The following is a 26515-nucleotide window of genomic DNA, read 5'->3' on the forward strand; positions in this document are numbered from 1 at the left end:
GGGCTTAGACCTGAATCGCTTCCGGATCGGTCTTTTCCAGTTCCACCGATGCGGCCAGCAGTCCGAGCCGCGCCACCACGCCGTACATATAGAAGCGGTTCGGCGGCGCCGCGCCGGGCTTGGCGTGCGCGTCGGGCAGCGCCGTATGCTCGAAGCCGAGCGGCACGAAGTGCATGCCCGGCGCGTTCAGATTCTGATCGCGCTCGCGGCTGCCGTGCACGCGATAGAAGCCGCCCACCACATAGCGGTCGATCATGTACACGACCGGCTCGGCCACTTCTTCCCCGATGCGCTCGAAGGTGTACACGCCTTCCTGCACGATCACGTCATGCACTTCGAGGCCGTCTTTGGTCGCGGCCATCTTGGCGCGTTCGCGCTTGGTAAGCGCGGCGACTTCCGACGCGTCGTGCACGGTCATCACACCCATGCCGTACGTGCCCGCATCCGACTTGATGACGACATACGGTTTTTCGGAGATGCCGTACTCGCGATACTTCTTGGCGATCTTCTTCAGCACCCCGTCGATCGCGTCCGTCAGCGCTTCCTCGCCGGTGCGCTCCTGGAAGTCGACGCCTTCCACGTGCGCGAAGTACGGATTGATCATCCACGGATCGATCTCGACCATCTTCGCGAACTTTTTCGCGACGTCGTCGTAGCAGGAAAAATGCGTCGATTTACGGCGCACGGCCCAGCCCGCATGCAGCGGCGGCAGCAGATACTGCTCGTGCAGATTTTCGAGCACGGGCGGAATGCCGCCCGACAGATCGTTATTCAGCAGAATCGAGCACGGGTCGAAATTCTTCAGGCCGAGGCGCCGCTGCGAGCGCTCGAGCGGTTCGAGCACGAGCTTCTGGCCGTCGGAGAGGGCGATCGTGACCGGCCCGTTGATGGTTTCGTCGAGCGTGCCGAAACGCACGTTCAAGCCGGCCTGGCGCATGATCGCGGCCAGACGGGCGACATTCTCGAGATAAAAGGCGTTGCGCGTGTGGCGTTCGGGAATCACCAGCAGGTTCTTGGCGTCCGGGCAGATCTTCTCGATCGATGCCATCGCGGCCTGCACGGCGAGCGGCAACACTTCCTGCGGCAGATTGTTGAATGCGCCGGGAAACAGATTGGTGTCGACCGGCGCGAGCTTGAAGCCCGCGTTGCGCAGATCGACGGAACAGTAGAACGGCGGCGTGTGCTCCTGCCATTCGAGCCGGAACCAGCGTTCGATGGCGGGGGTAGCGTCGAGGATCTTCCGCTCAAGATCGAGCAGCGGGCCGTTTAACGCCGTAACTAGGTGCGGAACCATTGATCACTCGCAGACTGGAGAAAAAAGATTGTAGAGCAAATGCTTTGTCCATTTGGGGACGGTTTCTCCATTCGCAAGCGGACGCGAATGCATTCTCGCTATCGCCATGATAGGCGGGGAAAACTACCGTTTACAAGATAGCCCGCAAGAAAAAAGCCCGCCATGAAGGCGGGCCAAAATCGCTGCGCTTATTCGTGATCCAGCGAGCCCGGGAGCGCGGGCTCGCCGTGCGTTGCTTATTCGACGTGTTCGCCGTGCAGCGTCACGTCCAGACCTTCGCGTTCCTGTTCTTCGGTCACTCGCAGGCCCATCACCATGTCGATCACCTTCAGCAGGATGTAGCTCACCACACCGCTGTAGATCAGCGTCGTCAGCACGCCCTTGGCTTGCAGGATCACGCTGCCGTCCGCGCCGCCGATGTCCTTCACCGCGAACACACCGGTCAGCAGCGCACCCACGATACCGCCGATGCAGTGCACGCCGAACGCGTCGAGCGAGTCGTCGTAACCGAGCTTGTGCTTGAGCCACGTTGCCGACCAGAAGCAGACCACGCCTGCCACGATACCGATCACCAGCGAACCCGCCATACCGACGAAGCCCGAAGCCGGCGTGATCGCCACGAGACCCGCCACTGCGCCCGACACGATACCGAGCACCGACGGCTTACCCTTGGCTGCCCATTCGGCGAACATCCATGCGAGTGCTGCTGCCGCCGTTGCCACTTGCGTGGCGAACATCGCGAAACCGGCACGGCCGTCAGCCGCCACTGCCGAACCCGCGTTGAAGCCGAACCAGCCTACCCACAGCATGGCGCCACCGATCAGCGTGAGCGTCAGGTTGTGCGGCGCCATCGCTTCCTTGCCGTAGCCGACACGCTTGCCGAGCACCAGAGCGCAGACCAGCGCTGCGATACCGGCGTTGATGTGCACCACCGTGCCGCCTGCGAAGTCGAGGATGCCCGCGCTAGCCAGCCAGCCGGTCGGTTCCCACACCATGTGAGCGATCGGCGAGTAGACGATGATCGACCACAGCGTCATGAACACCAGCATGGCCGAGAACTTCATACGGTCGGCAAACGCGCCCGTGATCAGCGCCGGGGTAATGATCGCGAACGTCATCTGATAGACGACGTAGACCGTTTCCGGGATCGTCGGCGCGAGGTGGCTGACGGTCAGTGTCGTGGCCTTGTCGCCCTTGATGTAGTTCATGCCCGACATGAAGAAGCGCGAGAAGCCGCCAATGAACGATCCGCCAGGCGTGAAGGCGAGGCTGTAGCCCACCACGACCCAGATGATCGACACGAGGCAGGTGATCGCGAAGCTTTGCATCAGGATCGCGAGCACGCTCTTCTTGCGGACCATGCCGCCGTAAAACAGCGCCAGACCCGGAATCGTCATGAACAGCACGAGCGCGGTGGAGGTCAGCATCCAGGCCGTGTCGCCCGAATTGATCTTCGACGAATCGACCGAGAACGGCGCGGTCGGGGCAGCCGGCGCAGCGTCCGATGCTGCGGGTGCGGCGGCAGCCGCGCTGGCAGCCGGTGCGGCGGATGCGTCAGCGGCCGGTGCCGAGGCCGCGGCGGCAGCAGGTGCTGCCGAAGCGTCCGGCGCCGGCGCGCTCGCCGTCGTATCGGAAGCAGCGGCCGAGGCGGCTGCGGGGGCGGAAGCGTCGTCCGCGAGGGCGGCGCCGATACCGCCCGCGAGCAGCGAACCGGCCATCAGCAAGGACATCATTAATTTGCGCATCTTTCGTTTCCTCTTGTCGCTATCTGTGTCGCTATCTTTTGGTATTACAGAGCGTCCGCGCCGGTCTCCCCGGTACGGATCCGAATCACTTGTTCGATCGGCGTGACGAAGATCTTGCCGTCGCCGATCTTGCCGGTGCGTGCCGCGCGTTCGAGCGCCTCGATCGCCTGGTCGACGATGTCGTCCGAGACAGCGGCCTCGATCTTCACCTTCGGGAGAAAATCGACGACGTATTCAGCGCCGCGATACAGCTCCGTATGGCCCTTCTGGCGACCGAAGCCTTTGACTTCTGTCACCGTGATGCCCGAGACGCCGATGGCCGACAAGGCTTCGCGCGCCTCATCGAGCTTGAACGGCTTGATGATTGCGGTAATGAGTTTCATGAAATCCCTCGCTTAGTTGCGTAACCCGTTTGCGTAACCCGTGTTGCCTGACTTTCGTTGCGTAACTCTCGTGCGTTCCCGTAGCACGTTCGCGTGGTCTCGTTCCGCTGCCGGTAAAAAGGCGCCGGCAGTGCGCGCGGGGCAGTAACAGCAACTCGCATGCCATGTTGTGTCAGACTGCGCACCGTGGCTGTGGCAAAAGGGGCGCAAGCCGCCCTGGCCGGACGGCCAACGTTGGCGGGGGCACGCTGGCGCGGCGTATGGATCGTTGCTAGAGTGTTCGAAGGTTTTGAACGCACGGGCGCGCACCAAAGGGGCTCATGCGGCAACGGCACGCAACGGGCCATGCACCAACACCGCCCATTTGCCGTCACAAGGCACAGGCGTAACGAAACATGCACAGTTTTTGTGCACCTAGGGGAACACCATGAAACAACCGAACGATGTTTTTAACGACTTTCAGGCCCGCATGAGCGAGCTGTTCAAGAACTCGCCGGCCAAAGATGTCGAGCGCAACGTCAAAGCCATGCTGTCGCAGGGTTTCTCGAAGCTCGATCTGGTCACGCGTGAGGAATTCGATACCCAGACCCAGGTGCTGGTGCGCACGCGCGCTCGCCTGGAAGAACTGGAACGCCGCGTCGCCGAGCTCGAACAGAAGCTGCCGGTCACGCAAACGCCGTAACGCTTTGCTCGCGGCGGAGTCGCCGCGCAGTGCTGCACATCACAGGCAAGCGAGCCGTGACGTCATCAGCGTTTTAGGGGACTTGCGCGCGCCCTCGGCGCGCCGTCCGACGGGAGAAAACATGTCGCTTGCCGTGGTGCGCAGTCGCGCGCCGGCCTCTGGCCGCGCGCCGGAAGTAACCGTCGAGGTCCACCTCGCGAACGGGTTACCCTCTTTCTCGATCGTCGGGCTGCCTGATCTGGAAGTGCGCGAAAGCCGCGAGCGCGTGCGCGCGGCGCTGCAGAACTGCAATTTTGACTTCCCCGTCCGACGCATCACCGTCAATCTCGCGCCCGCCGATCTGCCCAAGGAATCCGGCCGCTTCGATCTGCCAATCGCGTTGGGCATCCTCGCCGCGAGCGGCCAGATTCCCGCCGAGTCCTTGCTGCATCGTGAATTCGCGGGCGAACTGTCGTTGACCGGCGCGCTCAGGCCGATGCGCGGCGCTTTCGCCATGGCGTGCGGAACGGCGCGCAGCGCCGTGGCTCAAGGCGGCGGTGCGCCGCAGTCCGTCGGGATTGCGAGCGCGCTTGCCGCATGCGAGTCGCCCGCTCATTCCACGCCTCAGCTCTATCTGCCCGCTTCGAGCGCGGCGGAAGCGGCGCTCGTACCCGGCGTCGATGTCTACGGCGCAGCCGATCTGCCTTTGCTGTGCGCCCATCTCGCGGGAGCGCCAGACGCGCGGCTCTATCCAATCGCCGTGCCGGACCTCGCCGAAAGCCCAGCCGCCGTCGTACCGGATATGGGCGATGTCATCGGGCAACGCGGCGCGCGCCGGGCGCTTGAAGTCGCCGCGGCCGGCGGCCATCACGTCTTGCTGGTCGGGCCGCCGGGCGCGGGCAAATCGATGCTCGCCGCCCGTCTGCCGGGCCTGCTGCCGCCCATGACCGACGACGAAGCGCTCGCCTCCGCTGCCCTGCTGTCCGCCAGCCGGGCCGGTTTCACGCCCTCGGAATGGCGTCGACGGCCGTTTCGCGCCCCGCATCATTCGTCGAGCGCCGTGGCGCTGGTCGGCGGGCGCAATCCGCCGCAGCCCGGTGAAATCACGCTGGCGCATCTAGGCGTGCTCTTTCTCGACGAACCGCTGACTCCGCGCTTAGTCACATTGTTGCTCAAGCAAAAATCGTGTTCCAAACAACCGCTTACGTCGATTTTGCGCAATCGCTCGGCTGAACAACTTTTTGCGACCATCCATTCAGCCCCGTTCCTTACAATCGGAGGCTGACTACGTGCAGACCCCGAGCTCGCTATCGGAAAGCTCGAATAGGAAAGAGGGATGCGGCGCGACGCGTGAGACGCAACGTCCTACCCACGCAATATGGCAATGTCGCAACCGGCACAGAAAAGATGCTTGACTTGCAAAAGGGGCAATTGCCTGCAGGCGGGGAAGTTCGACGCACAGGGGGCGCCCACCGCCGCATCGCGAGAATCACAGACTCGACGGCAGCAGGATGGAGCTTTGAATCGCCCCTAGCTCATTTGGCCCAAGATGTCGTCGATGGTTTGAGCACCAGCAGCGTCCTTTGCAGCGGTGTCCACCTGATTAATTTCAGCAATAACGGCTTGTAGAATCAACAGTACTTCGTCGCCGAATTCTTTATCAGAAAGTATCTTGCGCTTCGCCTCGAGAACAGATTTGGCGCTGACCGCACTTTTAAGCAACTCGCCAAGGTCGACCTCTTTGCGCGCGCCGGAGGAAGTCCTTAACAGCACAAAAGCCCAGTCAATATATGTTTCCAGAGAGGCAATGCTTGTGTGCCCGGTTGATTCGGCAACTTCCCGCGCAAACGCAGGTATCTTGAAATTTGCCTTGAACCCGGTCTTATCGGTCAAGTTGTGCGCCTTGATAAGTTCAAGGAGTTTCAGGGTGACGTAGCGGTGGCGGAAAAGATGCGGATGCGCCTTACCCTTGATTCCGGCAGCGACCCGAAGCCGACGCAGGTCCGCCGTCAAAGTACCCGCAGCTAAGGGGCGGCCGGTTCTCCAACTAACTAGCATAAAACCGTGGTCTGCTTCTGCCCCGAGCTTCTTCCTGACCAGAGGAGCTCGATAGATTGAGATATAAGTTTTAAAGAACTGCAAATCACTTGCGCTAATTTTTACGAATCTAGTTCTATCAACTTCGCTTCCAGTTCTCCTTTTTGCATTGAAAATTCTCACGTACCTCGTTTTATCCTCAATTGCCGCCAAAATGTCTTTCGTCTTTAAACGAACGAGCTCAACATTTCGCGCACCAAAGGACTCGAGAAGTTGAATGGTGACGAGCAATCTCTGTTTCACGAACGGCTTGGCTTTGAGCTTTGCTGCCGCACGCCTAAGCTTGTTTATGTAGTCCAAGCTAATAAGAAAACGCTTTTTCTTTCCCGATTTTTTGGGGAAGGAAGCGTGATACCAGTAGGCACGCGCTAGGCCCGGCGCCTGATGCTTGCCCTTCGCGACTGAAACTCGGCGCTCGGCCCTGATATTCGGACCGCGTTCGGAGACCATGTCAACTCGATGCAGTTTCCCGACAAACTCCAAAAAATTCAAAGTCAGCTTGCCAATCTTCTGGCATTGGGAACCGCCTCGCTTTTCTTGCAGTTCACCTTGCACATAGACCTTTTCCACACTTAGCGATTCCATGAATTTCGTGAAGACATCGTTGTCGAACTTAACTAAGGAGATTTTATTGACCCATGAGAATCGGATGACGTGACTAAGCAAAGACGCAAGCGTTCCTAGCGTCCCTCCGCGTTCCAATACTGATAGGTTTTTTGCTGCCGCTTCTCTAATAAATAGCGCAACCTCTCCACACCAGTGACCATCCGGCCAGGTGGGAAGCGGCAACGCCTCGGCTGAAACAGTGAGGACACGACCGGTGACTCGTTCCACGCTGGAACATATCAGGCTGCCCTTGGGAGCGAGTCGAAACAGTTTCCGCCGCAGATTCATAGTTCCCTCACTCGTTGGGCCCAAACCTCAACATCCGTCCCTCTCACAACCACCAGTTTTTTTACGAGGCTCAGCATTGCAAGGACGTCTTTCTCCTCGCGGCGCCAGTACTCCAACTGCACAGGTTCTTCGACATGCTTGGCCAACTCCCGACCAGCCTCGAGTGCTTTGTAGAGCGCCGTGGTCAGGTTCATGCAATCCATCAGTCCCAATTGCACGGTGTCGTCAAGGTCATGCGTCTTCGTTTTGTAATAGTCACGGGTGCGCCGTTTCGGTCGATTTAGCCGGGACCGAGCCTCGCGAAGCCGTTCCAAGGCAGTCACGCGTAGCCCATCAAATGTTCGAAAGCCTCCCTTGAGCAACTTATTACAAACTCGCTCGACGCTGCTACGAGATGTCCTCGCCACCTTGTACTTCTCATTTTCGAATGCCGCCAAGCGGTCTTGACGCTTGAGCGCAACGAACAACTTTGCGTCGGACGCGTAATCGTCCGGCCTCTCATTGATTGCCCCCAAGAGGTCGTGTAACGCCGAGACCGACTTTTCCAGTTTGCTACACGCATTCTCAATCATAGCGACGCTCCTTTTTCCACAGTGATAGCTATCCGAAAAGTTTGAACTCCATCGATATCAAAGAAGTGCGGAGCGACTTTCAGACCTCTTGCCTGCGCATAAAGCAGGTATTCTTCGAGCGCATCTCCATCGACCAAAGAGAAGTCGCGGGTACCAAACCACGATTCCACACTATCGGCCAGCCTGATTGCCACATCGTCACTCACTTCGATGTCTGAATCAGAGTGAGGAAAATGCTTCAGCTTTTCTCGTAACACATAGGCGTGCACTTCACGCATCATGGCGTTTGGCACTTCCTTAGTGAGATAGTTGTAGAGAGCTGACTTGTCAGAGTGCGCAAGCATAAACTTGACCGTCTCTTCATCTGAATAGTCAGTCAAGAAGTAAAAGACGACGATGAGGAACTTGCGATTTTGATGTTGACGAACGTACCAGCGTCGGCCCAATTCATCCGTAGTACCGCTGAAATAATCGAAAAAGGTATCGAGGGCGAAGTTGAACGCTACATGCGAAGCAGGCCTCAATCCATAAACACCGGGCACGTCAAATAGCCCCGCATGAGCCTGATAGCCACCAATCCCATCAATACCTTCGTGCAAACGCGAACTTAGCTCGACGAAGTCGGCGCACGATTTGGGTATGGGCCTTATTTCCTTTTGCTTAATGTCTAGCACTCCCGATTTACCTCTCCAGAAGACTATGTATCTTCCTACCTCATCTAATGCATCGCGATATGAAAGTCCAAGCAACTCCTGTTGACGGCGCTGAGACATTGCCCCAACGTGTTCTATCCCGGCACCAAGAAGTACGCGACCGAGTTCAACGAGGTATCTATTTTCGCGAACTCCACGAAAGTATTGTTCGGTAACCACGTCGTCAAAAACCTGGCGAAGCTTTGCCCGACCTCGACGCGCCACGACGCCGCCCGAAAACTGCTCCACGCCCAGCGCGAGGGTCTTTTCACAAATAACGCTACGGATATCGAATCGGACAGAGAAGGTGTGAGGGTCGACCCCCTCCGCATGTGCTGCCCGCAAGACCGCTACGTACGAGTCGACAACATGTTCCCCGTGTTCGTACATGAATTCGGTCGAATTGCGCAAGGCGCTAAACATTACAGGCAAAGGAACCGTATGATATCTGCCTAGAATACGGGTCGAGTCCTTCGACACAATACCTTGGTCAAGCGCGCTTTGCAGGCGACCGGAGGGCACTTTCAATCCAAATCGTCCTAAAGCGCATAACGCTCGAAGCTTTGCCCGTCGCAGCCCCAATTGCACATTCGTCGGCTTTTCGCCGCTAGCTCGTACAGGAACGGCAGGTTTCTCACGTCGGCAACGCTCAATGGGACGCAGCCCCATCTCGGGAAACAACGGCTTTGACCCGGTGCCTGCAATCGTATTGCGGAAGACCTTGCCTGCTACTTTCACCGTATTTATCGTTAGGCGAAAGTCCGCATTTCCTATTGATTGGTAGTCCCCATCAATCCAGCAGGCGGCGCGCCATCGGACAAGAGTGTCTTTATTGACTTTTAAGGACCAATCCTCCTCGGGAATATCGACCTCCGAGAGAAATTCGTTGGTGTCTATGGTCTCTTCAATTCCACGCCCATGGACTACGCACAAGGATTCTGCATAGTTCGCAAAATGGCGTTCCCATTCGTAAAGCGCCGAAATGTCGCTCGCCGCTGATTCTTGAGCGTACATTATTTGGCGGAAGTCGAAGTCGGTCATCGCACCGAAACCAAACTCCGCAATCGGCAATATGTCAGGGTTGAGAAGGAGGTAGTCAATCTGTGCCAAGGTTTGGCGAACGAGCTTCTTGGCCGACTCATCGGATTGAACAGTTTGGCCTTTTACTATCGGATGTGACTGTATGGTCAGCCAGCACTTGAAGATATTAAGCGTGTCTGCGTGCGACTCGGAGGTCAGCAGACCAGTTCCAAACTGCTTACGCCAGTCCAATTCCATCTCTTCATCAGCAAATTTTAGGCGCCAGCGTGGCGCTTCGAATGGGCTGGTTAGCCATGGAGCAGTCATGAGCGCATTTCCGGTCCTGTTGCCAGCCCGCTTAAGCGTCTCGATTACCTGTTGAGCAAACGAGTCAGCCATGGATTATGTCCTTGAAGATATCGGCACTTGCCTTGGCTTTGGCTTCTTCAAGGATGACACGAAGGTCCTCACGCACGGGCCGCACACCCTCGATGTACGCAGATAGTCGTTCACCAAAGTCAGCCCATGCCAATGCAAGCGGAGACGCTTGCCGGTCCGCAGCAGCGACAGCTAACCTAAGGCTCTCCAACACGGTCAGCATGTGCACATCCACGGCGATGATTGCCTCTGTCGTCTCCGTTTTGACTGACTTAGCCCGTTCCTCCAGATTATCGACATAGTTCAACCCGTATTCCTTTAGGAATACGTGACACTGGTCCATCGAGGAAAAGCCCGTTGCCCGAAGAAGGAAACGGCTACCCTTCAATGCAACTGCAAGCGTGACTATCTGCAGCCTTCTGACCCAGACTTGCTCGAAGTGCCGGACGATTGCGGGCGGGACGTAGGGTTCAACGTCCTTACCCGTAAATCGCTTGTGGCCGGCTCGGATGGATGCCTTCAGCAAGTCATTGTCATGAACGAATTCCCATGTGATTACCGTTGAGCGTAGCGATACCAGACTAAACCTTCTGGCCAATTGTTTCGCATCATCAGCCTGTAAGGCCGACGCGGTCATGAACTCCTTCGCCAGCATCGGTATTCGGTCATGCTCTCCAACGACGTCCTTCGAGAACCTGACCGGTCGTGGTGTGGCAAACGCTCTGCCACACGAGAGAAATAGCTTCTTCCAGTTTGGGTCGCCAGCCTTCCACAGGAACTCACGTAGAGGCGCAGTCAAGAGAAGTACCTGTCGGACAACTTCCTTCGCACGTTCTGAAAGCCCGAAGAACTGTTGGGCGTTCTCTACCCCTCGCCTGAGCTTGTGCCCATCTAATACCCATTGGTTATCGACGTCAACCAGACTCGCCACGCTATGGTCGTCGTCGAATAGCTCGATTCCGGTGAGGAGCGCTGGAGTGATGCCAGGGCAATCCATCACGAGTAGGGCCGCATGCGGCAGCAGAGCCCCCCGGCCGGGGAGAGCAAGGAAGCGCGAAGCTTCAGTCAAACAGTTTCGGCCGTAACGCAAGTTCAAATGCTTGTCAGTTGCGGTGGTTTGGAAGCCTTGCTCAACGAACGTTGCTGCGACGTTCTGCTTCCAGTCGGGACGATTGATATCAGTCCACCCTTCGGTCAATCTTCCGGAAGGCTCCACAATCCTTCTCGGTCTTCCTTGCATAGCAAGGGCTCGGGACTCTTCGAACCTACGCCACGAATTGGCGGTGGCGCCATCTGCCCAGCTCCGTATTGTGGCGATGTCCGCGTCGAGAATTTTGAACGTCTGCAGCGCCTCCTCATCGCTTTGGAACTCCGTTGCAACCGGGGACAGCAACTTGTCAAATACTTCCCCTTCTGACGTTAAGCGATGATAGGGACGCTTACTTGTCTTCACGGGAAGCAGTGGCACATCAAAGTCAGGAGTAGCGAAAGCGCCGTGCACTGTAAAGCACTGCTTGACGACATTGCAGAACTTGGTCCAATTCGCCTGTATTGCTGGATATGACCAAGAGTCCGCACGAGACTCGACGTAATGGATGGCGTATTGGTTGAAGAGCTCATAGACGTCGAAAGGCCGTTTGAAATGCTCTCGCGTCCAATCCGGCGGCAGACCGGCGAGGTATTGGAGAAAGTCGTTGATACCGTGGACGTTTTCTTGATTTCTTTGCCGCAGAAACGTCTGCAACGATTGCTGCATCGCGAACGCAAATTCGCGACCATATCGTTTCAGAATTTCACTCAAGTCAAACCATCGGACTCCGCCCTGAGAATTTGATACCGGCCAGCCGCGCAGGAGTTCGACTTGCTCCGGGTCAACGTTCCTCCCCTCAAACTCTTTCCTGCTCGCGTCCCAAAATGGCGTTGGACCCTTCGTGCTGACGGAGCCGAACGCCTCTTGCGACATAGTGTTTGTCTCAACCGCGATAGCCCGCAATCGGGTCAGAAGGTTGGCGCGCATCTTGTCTGTCGCAAAAACGAACTTCTCTGAATACAGGGCTCCGCCGCAGTCCTGGAGTACGTACCGGGGACTTAGCTTTCCGGCACGAACCCTTAGTCGTTGCCCCGTAATCGCGAGATACCCATCAAGAAGGCGAAGAACTGTACGTCCCAAACTTTGGTAAGGGCGGTCCCAAGCACCGATAACTTCAGACATTAGCTGTAGTGCGGCTGGCCCGATATAACTTAAAGGTCGGTCGCTGTACCAGCGGACATCGCGGAAAATTGCCGGCGAGCGGAGCATTCTCTCACCGCGCGAAATATGAACCGCCTGATGCGGCAACTCCGAGGTTTCTACGAGATGCATTTCGTGCGCTCCTTTTTCAACGCAGCTCGCTATTGGCTAGCAAGCCACTGGAGGCCCCATGGACCTGGAGGAATGAGAGCACACATTTCTTCAAAAACTAATATTATTGGTTTTTTACACTACATTTTGGCGTAAACGTTGAACAAATATACAGTAGGTGTATTGGAATCAACACACTGTAGATTTGCCTTGCTTACTCGTCACGGAAACGACCGCACGGCCCGTTCGTCCGCAGGGAGAACCTCGACTTTCAGCCCAACCACGCGGAAGCTCGGGGGTGCGGCTTACCTTTTGCCGAGACCCCAGGCCGAGAATTATTTTGAGCCGGACGACAGCCAATGAGTAAAAAGGCGTCAAACGTCCCTCGCTAAGAAGAGGAATGTTGTCTCCGCGAACCCCGGTATTTGGCGCGGCTACTTCCGCTTCCCCGACTGCATCGGCCGGCAGAATCGACGACAGTTCACAGCCCTGCGCTCGATGTGAGTGGACGCAACTTGCGTTCCGAAGCATGTAGGTCGATGTTCGTGGAATTCATCGCCCGAAACGCGACATCATTTAAATGCCGGCGCCCCAGTTCGGGGCTGACCGGTCTGTAGCGGCCGGAGTGACGCATCCGGGCCGGTCGTCTTTTACTGCAAAGCGCCAATGACCTTAGATGTATGTCAGGCGGATGCTGTTTCCGTCGCAGATGACGAACTCACTTCGAAGTGACCTACGAGCAAAGGCAGCGGCAGCAAAGGAGGGCAGACAGGTAGCGGGCAGTCCGTCGGAGGTGGTTCGAAGGCAGGCAGCCCCGGCCGAGGTCGGGCAGGTACCGGGTTTGTCGGCGGTAATCGGCCGAGCACGACAGGCGCAAAGTCCGGTGGCAACCGAGGCAACGCGACGCCGGCTGGCGGCAAAAGTAACAACCCATGGGGGCAGCCCTCGACGCGAAAGCGGACTCGCCCCTGAAAGAGCGAAGACAGAGACCAACGCCGTTCGCTCGCGCGATACCCCGTCGGCGCGTGCTGGATGGCGCAACCTCCAAACAACCCATTGCGCAATCACGGGCGAGGCCCTGCCTCGCCCGCCTGCCGTCGTACGACGACCCAATGAACTTCCACCCTTCCTATGCGGCGCGCCGCTTTCCGCTGCTCATCAACGCGTCGAGCTCGTCAAACCAGCTCCTCGTGTGACTCAACCGTGCACGATGGATGCCGACCGCGAGGATTTCTGCCTTCGTGAACTGGGAGACCGTTAGCCTGCCGCATCGTCTTCGTGTTGCTATGAACGTGTGTCGGGTTCCGTGAGCCAACATGGCCGATATAAATTGTCTCGCCTCATCGCCGGGCGCTCAGTCGAACATCGCGGCAGCATCGGGTGAACTCGTCTGTTTCGGCTCTCAGTGACTTTGGTTGCCCAAGCGTCCGAAGCGTAGCCCGGCCCGGTAGTAGACAATCATATCTCCCAAACTACTGTATAAATATACAGTAATCATTCTATACTACGAAGGCAAAACTGCGAGGAGTCGTGTGTCGTCGCTCACGAGCATCGAGAAAACGGGAGCACATGACAGAAGCATGGCTATTTCGTAGCGCCCGCAGGAAGCCCGATAAAATCGCAACCAAATAGAGAGGTCGAATAATGAGCGGTGGGCAAAGCAAGATTGAGTGGACCGAGCGCACGTGGAACCCAACGGTGGGCTGCACGAAAATCTCCAAGGGCTGCAAGAACTGTTATGCAGAAAGCATGGCGAAGCGCCTGCACGCCATGGGCACGCCTGGCTATGAGAACGGATTCAAGCTGAATATTCTGCCTGGTCGCCTCGACGAGCCGTTGAAGCGCAAAAGCCCGACGGTGTACTTCGTCAACTCGATGTCCGACCTGTTTCACCGCTCCGTCCCGGACGCCTACATCACGCGGGTGTTCGACTCTATTCGAGCATGTCCGCAACACACCTTCCAGATTCTCACGAAGCGTGCAGAACGCCTGGCGAGCTACTGCAGTCGTCGAGACATTCCGGCGAATGCTTGGCTCGGTGTGACCGTTGAGGACCGCAAGTATGGGGTACCCCGTATCGATGAGTTGCGCGAGGTTGAAGGCGGCGTACGCTTCCTGTCAGTCGAGCCTCTCCTCGAGGACCTTGGCACCTTGAATCTTGAGAACATCGACTGGGTTATCGTCGGTGGGGAATCTGGTCCAAAGGCTCGTCCGATGCGCGAAGAGTGGGTGCAAAACGTCAAGGTCCAGTGTGAGGAGCAAGGCGTGAAGTTCTTCTTCAAGCAATGGGGCACGTGGGGCCGCGATGGCGTGCGCCGCTCGAAGGGCGCGAATGGCCGGCTCCTCGAAGGTCGGACTTGGGACGACATGCCCGAGCGCGTACTGCTTACCTGAAGAAGCGCCGCTGGGGCGAGTATTCGATGACGTCGGATGCGTTGTAGTGCTTTGACGGCCGCCGCTTTCTGTCTTCCTTGTTCGACACCACGATATTGCCCGCGGCGTGCAAACCCCGGATGACCATTTGCAGTCGCGTTTCGTCGGCGATAGTGTTCGAGATATGTTCGGTCAACAATTGCCGCACGGTGAGCGGTTCCTGTCGGCCCGACAATACCCGGCCGAGGTCGTCCTTCAACGTCTCGATGCAGAGCTCTGCGCCCCCGGCGTCGAAGAGGATGGACTGACCGGTATGTTGCTCATCCCGTTTCGGGTCATAGCCGAGCATGAAGAGCCCGGGCTCGAGCTCGTGTCCGAACTCGCTCGAATGCTCCCAGTGTAGCGACTTCATCACGTCGTGAGCTTTGTACTGCCGCGACAGATGCACAAGCCAGTAGCTCCAGGGATTCGCCGAGTCTGGTCGGACAAAGAACAACGTCATGAACGGCGCGCCTGTTTCCGCTTTGATGCCGTGCGCAACGTAGCGCTGGAGCGCTGCCCGGCCATGCTCCGCCTTGATTTGGCCTAGCTGGGCCCAAGGGATGTACTGCTCGATGCCGATGCCCCGGACAGCCTTGCGATTCGCCTCTCTATCACTGATGTACGTAAGGAGCGAGTCGACATTGAAGGTCATGATGACCTCGGCGTTCGGCAGCTCCGTCATCAGCCATCGAAGCTTGTCCATCGGAACGGCGTTGTAGCTGTACTGGTCGAGCAGAAAAATCGCCCGGTTACCGCCTTTGCGCTCTTTGATGCGCCTGACGATTCCCTGCAGTTGTTCCAGAAAGCCACCTTTCAGCACTTTGGACCGCGCGAAGTCCTGTTGCGAGACGGCGCCTCCGGCGCGCCGTTTCTCCAGATGTTGAACCAGATACTCCGCGGATTCCGGCTTCTTCTCCACGAAGAAAAACTCGGCATCGACCTCGCGCGGCGTACGCCGCCCAACATTCACGTTGGCACGTGCCAAGTATGCGCCGCGCATCATAAGTAATGGCGTGCCGTCGACGGACTCGGCTTTGTCGTTAAGGTATTCCCCCCCACCAGCGAACCCGTCCACTAACGTCAAAGTTAGTTTTGGCATGGTCGGCATACTCATTAGAGTTTCGATGTACTGTTGAACGTACTGTTCGACAATCGAATGCTTGACGGCACTGTGCTGGTCGAGAATCGGCGGAGGATGCCCAACCTGCCAGAAATATTTGTCTTCTGTCTTCGCCATTTTTGGTGTTATGTGGCCTTTTGGTCTCGCTAAAGATTATCAGGTTTTAGTAAATTTTTCGAAATAACGGCATACTGTTTGGCCTCTCCACTGAGCCCCCAAAACGAGAAAAAGCGTGGCCATGAAACACGACGACGAGATTGTCATCGACCCGGCTGACGGTCTGCCGGTCATGAAGGTTGGTCCCTGGTCGGAAGACAAGCATGTTGCACTGTCACGTTATGTCGACGCGGCTCGGAAGGCTCGGGCGAAGTGGCCTTATGCCTCGTTTATAGACCTTTTTGCTGGTCCCGGGCGGGTTCTGAATCGTGAGTCTGGGGTTATATCTGATGGCGGCGTGCTGTCTGCGTGGCGCATGTCAGAACGCGGTGGCGCGCCGTTCAACCAGATATTCATCGCCGATGCCAATGCGGAAAGCGTGGAGGCATGTTCGGCGCGACTTCGCGGCGCAGGCGCCAAGGTGCAGGCGTATGTGGGTAGCGCGTCCAAGACCGTCGACCTTGTGCTCGGAAAGCTTCCGCGGGGACTGCATTTCGCATTCCTCGACCCATTCAACATCGAGCACCTCGACTTCGAGATTATTCGCAAGCTTGCTGCGCGGCCGAACATCGACCTGCTGATTCACTTCAGCGTGATGGACGTTCAGCGAAACATCGGCGGCGACTTCAATCTGGCCAGCTCGAGGTTGGATGCAGCCGCGCCGGGTTGGCGCAGCAAACTGCGGTTGCAAGATGTCCCCAAGCGCGAACAGGTAGGTGCGTATCTGGAATATTGGGAATCGCTCGTCACAGACCTGACCAAGATGCAGATTGCCCAGTCCAAGCCGCTATTCGTCAACATGAACAAGGGGCCGCTGTATCGCCTCATCCATCTTGCCCGTCATCCGCTCGCCACGAAGCTTTGGAATGACGCTGCGTTGCCGACGTCGCGCCAACAATCCCTTCCGGGGTTCTGACTTACATCGGCCCCTCTAATCACAGATGCCCGCCGAGCCATAGCCGCGCTTGAGGAGCATGGTGCGTCCTTTGCTTTAACTGACTCGAGCAGATTTGCGACTTGGCGCGACCCGCCGATGCCGAGAAATGAAAGGGCTCCGCACACTACGCAGAGCCCTTTGCTATTTGTCGTTCGGGACGCCTTGCTATGTTGGCCGCTGAGTTCCGTTTGGAGGTCGCGTGCGACTATGCTTCAGTCGTTTTCTTCCGTGACTTTTTCGGAGTTTGTGGTGCTGCTACTGCTGCTGCGGCAGTGGCCCGTTCCTGCGCAGGGAACAAGTTCAAAAAATTGACGGTGGGAAGCATCATTGGTCCTTGAGGGAAACGTCCCGTAAGGGTCAACAACTGCTCCCTGATTGCTCCATAGAGCACCGCCGAGCCATTTATGACGGCAAGCTTGTGTGCTTTCTTCTCGTCGTCCGCTGTTGCCTCGAAGAAACCTTCGGCTTCGACTTCGAAGGAATACGGGAAGGGCGTCTTTGCCTTCTTGGGCTTACACGTCAGACCAAGCTTCAATGCGAACCTGAAAGGGGAAGACTGCTCGGAAGGAGCCGAAACCTGAACGTTAGCGGAGAAGTCAACGCCATCAAAGCTTGGATATGGTCCGACTCCCGAGCTGGGCTGCGGGCGACCACCGTCGCCGGTCGCTTGAATCTCAAGCTTGTTGAAATGATAGTGTTGCAGGTCAAGAGGCGAGCGCTGCATCGTAGTAGTCCGTGTTTGCTGCCGTGAAGTCGACTTTGTAGAAGTTTTTCTGGGTATCGGAGAACCATGCTGGCCAAGCGTCTTCCGGACGGCAGCCTTGCGATGCAACGGTAGGCACTTCCTCAAGCTTCATGCCTCTGGAAACCACGTGTTTTTTGTCAAAGGAGAAGCGTTGCCAAGGTTGCATCGGTGCTCGCTCTGACTCAACCCGCGGTACTACGTCGAAGGTGTATCCCAAAGCCTTGAAAACAGCGTAAAGCGTGCGTAGCGTCAGGTTCTCTTTGCCCCCGAGCACTTTGCTCACGCGCGCTGGCTTCCAGTCCAGGTTTCGGGCGAGGTCGGCCCTTGTCCATCCGGCATGCATCATCAACGAGGAAAGATTTACCGCTACTTCTTGCGCCTTCAGTTCAAAGTCGAAATCCTCAGCCTGTGCTGCCTCAGCCAGCAACGATGCAAGGTCTCTACGTATGCTGGTGGATGATTTCGCTGCGCTCATGTCTATGGCTCCGTAACAAATCTGAACTGCTCGGCCTCTTCGGCGTCGATGAATTCTTTGACGGCTCGCTCCAAGTCGCGCTCCTGCGCTTTGGTGAGCCTGTCCTTATATTTCGGAAATGCATGGGTTAGCAAAATCAGCTTGTCCTGCCCATAGTAAAAGGTGACCCGCACGTCCCCTCTTCTTACTCGCCATACATCCCGCGTCTTGCCGTTGTAGTCGAACGAATGAGTCTTGTGACACTGCTTTTCGTCGTAAAACTCCGCAACGGGTTGACCCGATGCCGCAACCTGAATCAACTTCGCAAGCTCCAGAAGCGCGGCTTTGCGAGGCGCCTGTTCGAGCTGGACGACTTGGAGAAGCAATTCGCAGGTTGAGGCGTCGTCCTTTGCGCACCAAGCCACAAGCTTCCTCGGGCTCTTCCCGGGAGTCGGTTCCGGCCCCGATATCCCGATGGAGCGACGCTGCAGAATGCGCAGATGGTACGCCATGTTAACTTAAAAGTGAAGGTTGTGCAGTGTTCGGCAAGCCACGGGCAACCGAAGAAAGGTTACAGATTCTACATACGTTTTGTCCGTCTCGACGCAATGCGTTGTGATATTTCCATTCGGCCGGTAAGGTTGAAGTTACCCCGCTTTGTGCCGATATCTAGACTTGAAATCGTCACAAGGAGAGGACACTACAATGAAGGCATATAACGCTTGTCCGACCGCTTTGCTGGCACGGACCGTCGAGTATGAATTGGACGATTTGGAGTTTCAGCGGGAGTTGTATGCAGACGAGCTTGAAGTGATTACAAAGCGCATCCAGGCAAGCGTAGACGGGGGTTCACGGTATCTGACGACTCTTCGGCGCCGGTCGGCAGTGCTAGCGCAGGCGCTGCAGGCCCTCGGTTGAGACCAATGTTGGCGCCATCTCGGGCGCCGCGGACATTATGAAGCTTTCGCGAGCCGTCTTTTTGGCGGCTGAGCCGAGCTATCCGATATTGACAAGGCGAGCCCCCATAAGCTCGCCTTTTTATTTCCGGAACCGTGACAACACCAATGTTGGACGGCCATACCATCCCAGCGAGACATTAACGCTATCCGACAAAAATTGGGCATGCGCGCGGGCTTCGCGCTGACATCCGGCATCCGACATCGGACCGCCATGCTGTGGAGCCCGCTGCGCGAGCTTCGACCTCCCCTTCCAGAGACGCTACCCGACAAAATTAGCAATTCCGGGGACGCTACGGTCCGAGTTCGTCTCGGCCAACTTCGCCGCATTTCGTAGCATCGATTGCGACATATCCAGCACCAGAAAGACGACATGTACGTCTTCGGTGTCCGTTCAATAATGAGCCACCAAGCCGCTCGGACCAGAACTTGCGGCCGCAATTGCTTTGCTATTCGTGGACGTGAAGGCTATTCAGCAGATACCGCACCGCTCACATCCTGCAATTGCCCACGTAGTCCCGGATTTTCGCTTTGACTACCTGGATATCGGCGGGCGCCGTATATCCAACTGCCCCATCCGCGCCGACCCACATGGTCATCGTCTTAGAGGTAAGCAGAATCGCAATGTCATCGCGAGAAAGATTCCGTGTGACCCACAGAGTCGAATCGCTCGCAATCAGGCTTGGCTCATTAGGACGCTTGGGCATTTCCTGAATGGTGCGCGCGTCAAAAGTGAAAAACGACTTTGTCGCCCAATCATATTTTTGCTTCGCGTCTTGCGGGTTTGTAACGAGACCGCCCATGAGCCGCATCTTCCCACCGGTGCACGTAAATAAGAATCGCGAGCTAAAACCCGTGTACTTCTGCTCGACCTTAAGGTATGTCTGACCTTCCGCCTGCTTCAGGTCAGCAGTTGTGGCTTCAGTGCCATCGTTGGCGAAGTGCAGTTCCTTTGCTTCTTCCTTTGTGAGCCACAGGATATCGTTTGGACCAACCGACGCGGATGCCGTCAATGCCAACGCGTCTACTCCCATCTTTTGCAGGTACGCCACGATTAGCCCGCTCATGGCCTGGCTCGTCTGGTTGTTGATATCTTTATCTTCAGCGTAGAACTGGTGAACACCGAGCTTCGCGCTACCTCCGGAATAATATCGGCCACGTCCGCCGGCAAACGCATATGCGCATGCGCTCGCGCAGATGCCACGCGTGACCATGGAGCCTTGAGAGTAGGTTCCGATACCGGTGTCGAAATTCAACTTCCTAATCAGCGTTCCGAGCCGGATGCCGCCTAGCAGAGAGCCGCCGGGAGAATTGAACAGGACCTCGCCGCTATCAATGCGGTTTACCCTCACGAAGCTGTCTAACTCCTGCGCACTGGATTCAGTTATCTCTCCCTCGGCGTAGATTCGCGTCGTATCTCCGTGCCAGCTGAACCATGTCATCACATCTTCGATACTGTGCTTCGGCGCGGAAAACGTCATCGCCTTACCACTATTTGCGAACGACATAGCGAGCAGGATTGCCGTCAATTTGAGAGCAATCTTCATTGTCCTTCCTAGTAACCTGTTGTTCGTCTCAACGTCTGCGAAGTATCGAACTGTTGAACCTCGCCAAAGCGAGGTCGCATTTCAGCAGCGTCCGCAGAGCAACCTGTCTCGTGAGTCCACAACTTGACGTCGCGCCGCTTGTATGCGGCGACCGCACGGCCCGTGGATACTCTTCAGAGTGGCAGGCCCCTACTCGGCCGACCCGATGCTGCTGCCATCAGCGAAGACAACCATTGTCGGACGAATTTCCGCTGTGTAGCTGCCTTCCTGTAAGTTCATAAGCTTCTTGTCGGAGTCCTTGAACTCGTTGAGCTCATGTCCACCTTCCCAGGTGGCCTTTGCGCCAGGCTGAATGGATTGCTCAATGGTGAGGCCGCTGGTGTAAATTGTCTCGCCGAACGTGTTCTTAAAAACTAGGTCTGCCTTCACGCCTTTGATGGGCTTCTGGCTCGCGTTCTGGACCGCGACGTCAATGAGGAACTCGTCACTGTAACGATGTGCGTACATATCCTTCGGCATGATGTGCTGCGACAGGAATGCCAGCACCACGCTCTTGGAAAGCTCTGCGGCAGCAGCGGCTTTTTGTACCTCGACTTCTTTCTTCAGGCGCCCCTGCTCGGCCTTTTGCGCCTCTTGTTTCGCAAGCCAGTCCTTCTGACGTTCAATTCCTTGTCCTACAGTCGTCCCGACCGGCATGGGCGTACCGCCGAAGGCCTCGCCCATCTTTGCTCGCACGAGATAGCCTGTTAGCAACTGCTTATCGCCGTCGCTTAGCTTCTTCACTTCGGGCGCGAGTTGCGTGTCCCAATTTTTTGAGTCACTCGGAATGACAGTATCTTCAGGTTTGGAGCATGCCGCCAGGGTGAACGCAGCAACTGCAACAACAACCAACGCTTTCTTCATTTTTCTCTCAGGTTTAGCCGCCGAATTCGCGGCGTATACAATTTCTTTTAGCCCGCCGGGCGTTGCGGGAATACTCGACCGTTGCAGGGTGGTTGGATTTCAGGGCGATTGCCGGCAGGCATGGCACGACCTGCCTGCCAGCCTTTTACCCTAGTCGAGGGCTAGCGTAGCGTTTGCCAAAGCGCTGTGCGAAGCGTCGTCAATCGGTCGTCAGTAAATGCATAGGGCTTGTCTTGGATTTCAACGATGCGCCAGAAACTGGTGCCATGTCGTACGATAGAGACATGGACACGGAGCGACTCTTTCAGCAACTCACCGTCGACCTGCCAAAAATTCCCGTCGTCAGCGAACGAGCCGTATCCGTTAAGCCGCATTGTGTCCGCGACGCTTTGGCGATAAAGGTTCACGTACTCTCGTAGGTCAGTCCGCGGAAAATTTTCTTGGGCAAAGTAAGCTGCAGCGTGCTGGGTCTTTTCCGTAAACGAGTAGACCGGTGTCCCTTCGTGCGACTGCTGAGCGAAGGTCCAAATCGGCTCAACCATCGCGCTTCTCCCCGTCACTGGGTTCGTCCATGCCACACTCGGAGCACCGACTGGAACGCGAGGGGTCGCATTTGAGAGTTCGGCGGCTCGATTCGCGATGGACAGACTGCCAACAACAAGAACATATGCCACGGCAAAGAGCAGCTTTCTTAAGATTCCACTCTTGCTGACGCGTACCCTGTTGCCACTGGACTCGTCATAGCTCGCCTGTTCTGCGTTGCCTAGTCGGGACGACTGCCGAATCATCGTCCCCAAATTGAACAGTGGCAGACCGACTGCTAGGCCGCTCACCCAAAGGGCGAAGTTCCGCCGCAGGTAGGCATCAAACGTCAAGCGGCTTCCATCAATTGTCGTTACTTTCAAGCCTAGCAACGCTTTTCCTGGTGTATTTCGAAATATCCGATAAACGAAGGCGTCTAGGACTAGCGCGAGTGGGAGAAAGAGTACCGAAGCATACAACTTCGCACTGGGTCCATTCATAGTTTCGACGTACCAAGCTGAATTCTGGGCGAGCCAATAGCCCCCGATGAACGCTACAGCCGCGATTTCCCACCACAGGTCGAAACTGCGAGCGAAGAACCTTGACCAACGCCCCGCCATCGGCATTAAAGCAGGGTGACCAGCATCTACAGTGGCACCGGTTGGCGGATGGTCCGACGGAGGAGTGGTGTCCTCATGGTTAGCTCGAAATGAGGGCTCCGCACGGCCTTGTTCGGTAAAACCCGTTGACGGTGTCTCGGGTTGCGGAGTAGCACGCGACTGACGAGCATCTCTTTCAATGCTCTCATCATACTGACGCCGCTTCTCGGAATCGCTGAGAACCTCATACGCTTCGTTCAGAATTTTCATTATGCGGGTCGCGTCGGGACTGTGGCTTTTGTCCGGATGGTAGCGTTGTGTCAACGCCTTATACGCGGCCCGAATGACTTCCGGCGGTGCGTTTCGGGACACTCTCAGATTGTCGTAGTGCGTGTGAGTAGTCGCCATGTGCGTAGCTCAATTTTGTCTATCCCTGGTTATCGGCGGAACGAAAGAAAACCGTAGGCTTAATTTCGACTGTGAAAGAATCTATCGGCGCGTCAATCCCATAGATGACAATAGCGACTCGATTTTGGTGGCGCGGAGGGGTTTGGCCGTAGGGCTTCCGCGTTGAGAAAACGTAACGTTGCGCTGGTGCCGTGTGGGCAGGATGCGCTCGATGTTTCTGAAGGCTCACGCGCCTTGGAGCGGCAGTCGGTGGTCATCACCGACCGGAGCAACGGGGTATAAAGCGCTGCCAGTATTGCCGATAACCGTCAAAGGACCACAAAAGTTAATAGCGCCCGTCACCACTGCAGCAGCCATGGCGAGCGCGAGAAAGGAGCCACGCATGCCTTCCTTTGTCGAGCTGCTCACAGTCGCCCAGCAAAATGAATTGGTTGTAACTGTCATATATAACGGCGGGAGCAACCCTGGAATACCCCGGCCCCTCATCCCGTTTCGGATTCTGAGCGACGCGGTGTTCGCGCGGGTGCCAGGGCTTGACCAGGAGAAGACCTTCAAACTGGACAAAATCGCGAAAGTAGCCACAAAGTCGTGGGCTCGACTATGTGGTCTGCAGATAGCCATTCACCCGTTAGTTGCTTCGCCAGCAGGTGCGACGAGACAAGGTAAGCGAGTAGCTCAGCACGCGCTCGTAGGTCATGGTTGAGCGGATGGGTCACTTGTGAGGCCAGCCATAATCAAGTGGAAGGCTATTGCTTATGCCGCCAGTCGGTGTTCATAGAAAGGCCGGTCCCTGTCATCAAGAATCGCATACTGCGCCGCCAAGTCCGATGCATCCGGGTTGAGCCAAGCGTCTATATTTTCCGGCATATAGGGATGATGCACCGGTCGTGACAGCGGCTGCGACCTCCGGCGGCGGCTCGTCCATATTGCAATCCAGAGGTGACAGCGTTGAGCTCGACCTTAATTGCCCACAAGTTCTCGCGTCCTCGGCAGTCGCCTTACCCCCCGGAAGATTGTCACGTTCTCTTGACTAGGTGCCAGGTCACCCAATGCACTTTCCTCTCGCCCAGGTTATCTGTGACCATCAGGTCCGGCATCACCGCTCCTGCGACTATGTGAATAGACGAGTCCGCGTATTTTTCTGCACGCCACACCCCAGAAACCGGACACATGTCCCCAGTCTTGACGTCTGGAACGTCAGCAAGCTCAGCGGGCGCATCTTCGCGCTTCGCAGCGAGGAAATACTGTGACTCGTCCGCAATCACCCCATCCTTGTATCGCGTGTCTTCCCACAATAGACGCCAGTGGGTACTCGTGACGGCAGACCGCAAAGTGAGTGGGTCAGGCCGCCCTTTGATATTCGGCGCATGAGTCCCTTTGACCAAATAGTTGAAGCAGCCATTGTTTTGTTCCGTCTTCTCACCGACCGATAGCAGTCCTAGCACCTTACCGCGGCTAATTTTTACGGGCTCCCAGATGCCGTCGGCGGTGACCTCGTCACCGGACTCGACTACCGGACCGAGGGAGGCAGGGATTTCCGGAAGTGACGGTGGGAAAACGGGGTAATCCAATTCGTAGAACTGGTACTTATAGCGGTCCGGGTCCAGAAGTAATGTCGCCGACTGCAACTGAGCAAAATTGTCGTTTGAGGCCGCAACCTCGAAAGGCGCTTGCTCCATCTGGAACTCGGATGCACGCATCAATCGGGCAAGTCTATCCACCTTGGCTGGATATGGAGCCAACTGAGCGCCTCGCTCCCAATACGACGGGTGGGGAAAGAAGTACTGGCAAAGGTGATAGTAGCGATTGACCGCGAGCTTCAATGGTTGACCATCTTTCCAAATGAAACGATATCCACGCGCTAGCTGCTCCAGGCCCTTGTCGTATAGACCCAGAATCTCGTAGATGGTCGACAGGTTGTCAGCCGGCATGTACTCTGGGTCGCCCTCTGGCCACGTCTTGACGGCGATTTCGTACTCGTCTGCAAAGATGGCGAACGCGTCACGCTTCTTTTTCCAGAGCGCATAGCTTGTCAGCCTCTGAAGCAACCAGAAAACTTGACGGCTAGTTAGGTTATCCTGCATGTCGTACTGCTTCATCGTATATGTCACCGTTGCGTCTCGAGATTGGCGCCAGTTCGCACTGCAGCCGTCTTCACACTGTTCGTCTGCGTGACCTTGCTCTGCACTTCGTCGGTCGCAAGCCGGCGTGTTTTTGCCGCGTAGCCAATATCGTCCTCAAACCGACTGTATCCGTAAACTTTTTCGACGTTTTCCCACTTCGTTTCGAAGAAATCAACTCGAATACCGTCGACAATCATTGGCCCACTGGCGGCTAATTCGCCAGCTTTGATTTTTTCACCTACCTTTGTTATCTCTTCCGCCAGTTTGCCGAGGTCAATCACGACTTGCTCGCCTCCACCCTCCAGATACTGCACTGGCGTGGAACTTCCGAACTGCTCCGCAATTTTGCCTTGCCACGCCTTAGCCTGTGGCATGCGCATCGCGAAATCATCCGGTAGATGCAGAACAGCCAGATAACCATTGCCATTCCATGTGTCCAGCACGGCGGAACGTGTGCGCCATTCTTCAGCGCTCTTGGGAGCGTCCCCGACGCCCCAGTATGCCGGGCTACGTCCACCTGCCGAACTTCCGGGTTCGTATGTCGCCAGCTCTGACTTCTTGCCAAACGCCCGATATAGTTTTTTACCAGCAAGTTGCTGAGCGTCCAGCGCCTTGATTTCGCCGTGGAATGAAGCGACGTCCAGAAACACAGTTTCGTCACCAAACACAGGCATTTTGCCTGTTTTTCCGAAGAGATTCGGCCAACCCTCGTCTATCTTGGGCTGGTATTTGGCTCGAACCAGTGCCTCTGCCTCAGTCCCATCTGCAGCGCATGCAGCGGAAGGAAATCGACCTCTTCGGATTTGCCTTGCGAGCTTGCGCTCGTCGAGATAGGCCTCCGCTTCACGCCGGATTTTTGGCATGCCGCCCGTGGCAATTTCGTGCATCTCGCCACGATAGACGAGTTGCTGCAACACTTTCAATCTTGCGATGAGCTCTTTGAATGCTTCCGGAACCATCTTATCCGCTAGGTCGAACACGGACTGAATTCCACCCGAGATAGCCTGGAGTTTCGCTCGCCAGACATCAGGTAGAAGCTTGCCGACACGCGACTCAAGGGACTTCTGTATTGCGCGCCGCATGGTCACGCAGAAATCCTTCAGCTTCGAAAGAACGTCGGGTTGGTATTTGCTAAGGTCCAAGCCTTTCAACCACTTCGTAGCGTCACCGTGTCCCACGCGGTTTAGAAACTGAACTGTTTCACCAAGTAGCGCCGTATCTTTGGCTGCGTCGCCGGCAACGCGAAGGGTTAGCCGCCCGACGCCTTTTATTACTCCTCCGACGACCGGTATTAGCGCGAATACCAGGACGACGAGCAGGACCCATTGCAAAATTTCGGTCCGCTTTTTTGGGTCGGAACCCATGCCAATAGATACGGATAACAAATCACGTACCGCGGTGACATCTCCAACCAGCGGTATCATGCCGATTGCGGCGTCAGTAATGACCTGACTGATGGTTTGCTTCTCGTTGAACGCTCCCTGCATCGTCCCCCAGCACCATTGACCGACCTCCATTGAGGTCGCCTTGAAGTCTTCTATGCTCCAGTCCAC

19 protein-coding genes and 2 pseudogenes are annotated in these 26515 nt (G+C 56.5%); 4 read left to right on the forward strand and 17 right to left on the reverse strand.

Annotated features, from left to right (window positions below):
* Positions 1 to 4: 4 nt before the first annotated feature.
* The 3 genes from gshA to ACQKRQ_RS09230 form a co-directional block, all read right to left on the reverse strand.
* Positions 5 to 1294, reverse strand: a complete 1290-nt coding sequence (gene gshA, locus ACQKRQ_RS09220; RefSeq protein WP_012431593.1) for a glutamate--cysteine ligase — start codon at positions 1292 to 1294, stop codon at positions 5 to 7.
* A 236-nt stretch (positions 1295 to 1530) separates the two neighbouring features.
* Entirely contained in the window at positions 1531 to 3039 is a 1509-nt protein-coding gene (locus tag ACQKRQ_RS09225) for an ammonium transporter (RefSeq protein WP_408178249.1), read from the reverse strand.
* A gap of 44 nt (positions 3040 to 3083) precedes the next feature.
* A complete protein-coding gene (locus tag ACQKRQ_RS09230; protein WP_006048089.1) occupies positions 3084 to 3422 on the reverse strand; it encodes a P-II family nitrogen regulator in 339 nt (112 codons plus the stop codon).
* Positions 3423 to 3849: 427 nt separating this feature from the next.
* Here ACQKRQ_RS09230 and ACQKRQ_RS09235 point away from each other — a divergent pair, with 427 nt between their 5' ends.
* Both ACQKRQ_RS09235 and ACQKRQ_RS09240 read left to right on the forward strand, forming a co-directional pair.
* The gene (locus ACQKRQ_RS09235) at positions 3850 to 4104 is read left to right on the forward strand and encodes an accessory factor UbiK family protein (protein ID WP_012431591.1); all 255 of its coding nucleotides are present in this window, start codon (positions 3850 to 3852) and stop codon (positions 4102 to 4104) included.
* A gap of 121 nt (positions 4105 to 4225) precedes the next feature.
* Positions 4226 to 5224: pseudogene (locus ACQKRQ_RS09240) on the forward strand (YifB family Mg chelatase-like AAA ATPase); the annotation flags it as partial.
* Positions 5225 to 5613: 389 nt separating this feature from the next.
* Here the strand turns inward: ACQKRQ_RS09240 and ACQKRQ_RS09245 are convergent.
* Genes ACQKRQ_RS09245 through ACQKRQ_RS09260 form a run of 4 tightly spaced genes read right to left on the reverse strand, consistent with a single transcriptional unit; the run spans position 5614 to position 12098 of the window.
* Complete coding sequence (locus tag ACQKRQ_RS09245) at positions 5614 to 7014, reverse strand: tyrosine-type recombinase/integrase (protein ID WP_427476482.1); 1401 nt, start codon at positions 7012 to 7014, stop codon at positions 5614 to 5616.
* 56 nt (positions 7015 to 7070) lie between these two features.
* Positions 7071 to 7646 carry a hypothetical protein gene (locus tag ACQKRQ_RS09250; RefSeq protein WP_427476484.1) on the reverse strand — a complete coding sequence of 192 codons (576 nt, stop codon included), beginning with the start codon at positions 7644 to 7646 and terminating at the stop codon, positions 7071 to 7073.
* Positions 7643 to 9757 carry a hypothetical protein gene (locus ACQKRQ_RS09255; RefSeq protein WP_427476486.1) on the reverse strand — a complete coding sequence of 705 codons (2115 nt, stop codon included), beginning with the start codon at positions 9755 to 9757 and terminating at the stop codon, positions 7643 to 7645. The genes ACQKRQ_RS09250 and ACQKRQ_RS09255 overlap by 4 nt, the downstream gene beginning before the upstream one ends.
* On the reverse strand, positions 9750 to 12098 hold the full coding sequence (locus ACQKRQ_RS09260) for a hypothetical protein (RefSeq protein ID WP_427476487.1): 2349 nt from the start codon (positions 12096 to 12098) through the stop codon (positions 9750 to 9752). Before ACQKRQ_RS09260 ends, ACQKRQ_RS09255 begins: the two co-directional genes overlap by 8 nt.
* 1623 nt (positions 12099 to 13721) lie before the next feature.
* Between ACQKRQ_RS09260 and ACQKRQ_RS09265 the strand changes: the two genes are divergently transcribed.
* A complete protein-coding gene (locus ACQKRQ_RS09265; protein ID WP_427476489.1) occupies positions 13722 to 14471 on the forward strand; it encodes a DUF5131 family protein in 750 nt (249 codons plus the stop codon).
* Here the strand turns inward: ACQKRQ_RS09265 and ACQKRQ_RS09270 are convergent.
* Positions 14464 to 15729, reverse strand: a complete 1266-nt coding sequence (locus ACQKRQ_RS09270) for a three-Cys-motif partner protein TcmP (protein ID WP_427476491.1) — start codon at positions 15727 to 15729, stop codon at positions 14464 to 14466. The genes ACQKRQ_RS09265 and ACQKRQ_RS09270 overlap by 8 nt on opposite strands.
* A 121-nt stretch (positions 15730 to 15850) precedes the next feature.
* Here ACQKRQ_RS09270 and tcmP point away from each other — a divergent pair, with 121 nt between their 5' ends.
* Positions 15851 to 16684 carry a three-Cys-motif partner protein TcmP gene (gene tcmP / locus ACQKRQ_RS09275; protein WP_427476493.1) on the forward strand — a complete coding sequence of 278 codons (834 nt, stop codon included), beginning with the start codon at positions 15851 to 15853 and terminating at the stop codon, positions 16682 to 16684.
* A 226-nt stretch (positions 16685 to 16910) separates the two neighbouring features.
* Here the strand turns inward: tcmP and ACQKRQ_RS09280 are convergent, their stop codons facing one another.
* The 9 genes and pseudogenes from ACQKRQ_RS09280 to ACQKRQ_RS09320 all read right to left on the reverse strand — a co-directional run bounded on the left by ACQKRQ_RS09280 (position 16911) and on the right by ACQKRQ_RS09320 (position 26515).
* Positions 16911 to 17429: a protein-export chaperone SecB gene (locus tag ACQKRQ_RS09280; protein WP_427476495.1), complete on the reverse strand. Its 519-nt coding sequence runs from the start codon at positions 17427 to 17429 to the stop codon at positions 16911 to 16913.
* Positions 17410 to 17925, reverse strand: a complete 516-nt coding sequence (locus tag ACQKRQ_RS09285) for a helix-turn-helix domain-containing protein (RefSeq protein ID WP_427476497.1) — start codon at positions 17923 to 17925, stop codon at positions 17410 to 17412. Before ACQKRQ_RS09285 ends, ACQKRQ_RS09280 begins: the two co-directional genes overlap by 20 nt.
* 2 nt (positions 17926 to 17927) lie before the next feature.
* On the reverse strand, positions 17928 to 18416 hold the full coding sequence (locus tag ACQKRQ_RS09290) for a hypothetical protein (protein WP_427476499.1): 489 nt from the start codon (positions 18414 to 18416) through the stop codon (positions 17928 to 17930).
* Positions 18417 to 19351: 935 nt separating this feature from the next.
* Positions 19352 to 20407 carry a hypothetical protein gene (locus tag ACQKRQ_RS09295; protein ID WP_427476501.1) on the reverse strand — a complete coding sequence of 352 codons (1056 nt, stop codon included), beginning with the start codon at positions 20405 to 20407 and terminating at the stop codon, positions 19352 to 19354.
* Between the two features lie 189 nt (positions 20408 to 20596).
* Positions 20597 to 21310 carry a hypothetical protein gene (locus tag ACQKRQ_RS09300; RefSeq protein ID WP_427476502.1) on the reverse strand — a complete coding sequence of 238 codons (714 nt, stop codon included), beginning with the start codon at positions 21308 to 21310 and terminating at the stop codon, positions 20597 to 20599.
* Positions 21311 to 21471: 161 nt separating this feature from the next.
* Entirely contained in the window at positions 21472 to 22839 is a 1368-nt protein-coding gene (locus ACQKRQ_RS09305) for a DnaJ domain-containing protein (RefSeq protein ID WP_427476504.1), read from the reverse strand.
* A gap of 753 nt (positions 22840 to 23592) precedes the next feature.
* Positions 23593 to 23761: pseudogene (locus tag ACQKRQ_RS09310) on the reverse strand (SOS response-associated peptidase family protein); the annotation flags it as partial.
* A gap of 94 nt (positions 23762 to 23855) precedes the next feature.
* The gene (locus tag ACQKRQ_RS09315; RefSeq protein ID WP_427476506.1) at positions 23856 to 24950 is read right to left on the reverse strand and encodes an Imm72 family immunity protein; all 1095 of its coding nucleotides are present in this window, start codon (positions 24948 to 24950) and stop codon (positions 23856 to 23858) included.
* Entirely contained in the window at positions 24947 to 26515 is a 1569-nt protein-coding gene (locus tag ACQKRQ_RS09320; protein ID WP_427476508.1) for a hypothetical protein, read from the reverse strand. The genes ACQKRQ_RS09315 and ACQKRQ_RS09320 overlap by 4 nt, the downstream gene beginning before the upstream one ends.

It is taken from the genome of Paraburkholderia sp. NPDC080076, from assembly GCF_050281145.1.
Lineage (GTDB): Bacteria > Pseudomonadota > Gammaproteobacteria > Burkholderiales > Burkholderiaceae > Paraburkholderia.